Origin of the sequence: Cupriavidus phytohabitans, assembly GCF_017815025.1 — a bacterium.
Taxonomy (GTDB): domain Bacteria; phylum Pseudomonadota; class Gammaproteobacteria; order Burkholderiales; family Burkholderiaceae; genus Cupriavidus.
Map to the genome: position 1 here is coordinate 1 of NZ_JAGIQB010000158.1, position 1,990 is coordinate 1,990.

The window sequence follows — 1,990 nt, forward strand, 5'->3', positions numbered from 1 at the left end:
GAAGTTAACAGAGCCAGAGTTTCAGCCGTTGCGCGTAAACGTCAGCCCAACCGACCCCGGATTTATGCAACAACGCCCGTTGGAATAACGGCCCCCTGCTTGAGCGGGTGGTAACCTCCAGCGTTGCAAAGCGTTCACATCCAATTTTAGTACAGAAAAAATGATCCGACTCGATAATTTAAATTAGATTTGGCCAAGATCAATTTCAATCCCGCCGAACACCTTGAAAGAGATCCTTTATTGGCCCTACAGGTTCACGATTCCCCTGTATCCTGATGACGCTCTATGCAGAGTCGGCTTCCAACTGCGGGAGCTAACGTCTTGTTCAACATTTTTGATCAAATCGGACCCTTGGCAAGAACTGACAACGCAGTGGATGCGACAGGGACGCTGCAGTGTTGCGCACTCATTGAGTGCTCCTTGGCGCTAAACACAAAGTTTCTGACGGCCCCTACCAGCGAACAATTCGTTGCGTTCTTGACTAACGTTGTCGCCAATCAAAGGCCGGAGGACTCCAAGCCAATCAAGTGGAAGTAGGACAATCCATCGCGACCGCGGACGCAGCTTACGGCGACAGGTTTGTTGTTTACCTGGAGGCTTGTCTGGCTCATCAGTTTGCTTTTGACCCACCTTCAGCACCAGGCAGGAGATCCTTCGCGCTTGTGGATGGTGTACTGATTCGTATTTTCTTTGCTTGTGCTGCTCGGTGCTTTGGCGTGGTCAAAGAAGCCTTAAAATGAAAAAACCAGAATTGGGAAATCGCTTCAAGGACAATCTTCTGAAAGCAGAGGCGGAGCCCACCCAAGGCAGGCCTTTTTTCGTCACCACCTGGACGTGATGATCTACTTCCCGTCGCTTTGAGCTATAGTCGCACGATCAAATCGAAATTCACCAGATGCGTCCCGAACTACCCGAAAACGACGCCGGAAGGCCGACTGACGCACAGGCGCGCCACAGCGCCGGTTGGCGCAGCACGCTTGTCAGCGTGGCGGTCAATATCGGCCTGACCATGGCCCAGGGGGCGGCCGGCATCATCTCCGGCTCGCAGGCGCTGATTGCCGACGCCGCGCATTCGCTGTCCGACCTGCTTTCAGACTTTGTCGTGCTGGCCGCCGGATGGCAAAGCTGCAAGGACCCGGATGCCGATCACCCATATGGCCACCTGCGCTTCGAGACAGCAGCGTCGCTGGTCCTGGGTGTGCTGCTGCTGACGGTGGCGGCGGGCATGCTGTGGGCAGCACTGGGCAAGCTTCAGCATCCCGCCGGGCCACAGCCGGTTCAGCCAATGGCACTTTGGGTGGCAGTGGTCGCGCTGGCATCCAAGGAGTTGCTGTTCCGCTACATGCTGGCCGTGGCGCGGCGGGTCCGTTCGAGCATGCTGGTAGCCAATGCCTGGCATGCGCGCTCGGATGCGGCTTCGTCTTTGGTGGTGGCCCTTGGCATCGCCGGCAACCTGCTCGGCTATCACAGCCTCGACCCGATCGCGGCAATGGTAGTGGGGCTGATGGTCGCGCGCATGGGGCTGCGCTTCAGTTGGGACGCGCTCAATGACCTGATGGACCGCGCCGCCGACAAAGAAACCGTCGCCGACATTCGCGCCAGCATGCTGGGTACGCCCGGCGTGCTTGGCTTGCACGACCTGCGCACCCGTAAAATGGGCGACCAGGTGCTCGTTGATGTCCATCTTGAAATCGAGGCCACGCTGACAGTGGCACAGGGCCATGCGATTGCCGTCGATGCCCGGCGCCGCACGCTGGAGCACCATCGCGTACTCAACGTGATGACCCACGTCGACCCGGTATACTTTACGAAGACCCTCACGCCAGAATAGATGTCGCCCTGTTAGGATTTGAACTTTGGGATATCCAAGAGATTAAAGTGGCTTGGACTCATTGTCATCTTACCCGGTGGCAGCGGTTCCGTCGCGATAAGGAGGTAGGGGCGAGCGGGGGACGGAAAGGTGCTGCGGTTAGGCCACCAGGGAGTAGAA

The 1,990-nt window shown here is 57.4% G+C and carries 1 protein-coding gene; it reads left to right on the forward strand.

Annotation, left to right across the window (positions count from 1 at the left end; translation table 11 throughout):
* Positions 1–895: 895 nt before the first annotated feature.
* Positions 896–1,831 carry a cation diffusion facilitator family transporter gene (locus J8I34_RS33770; RefSeq protein ID WP_209778419.1) on the forward strand — a complete coding sequence of 312 codons (936 nt, stop codon included), beginning with the start codon at positions 896–898 and terminating at the stop codon, positions 1,829–1,831.
* The last annotated feature ends 159 nt before the right edge of the window (positions 1,832–1,990 follow it).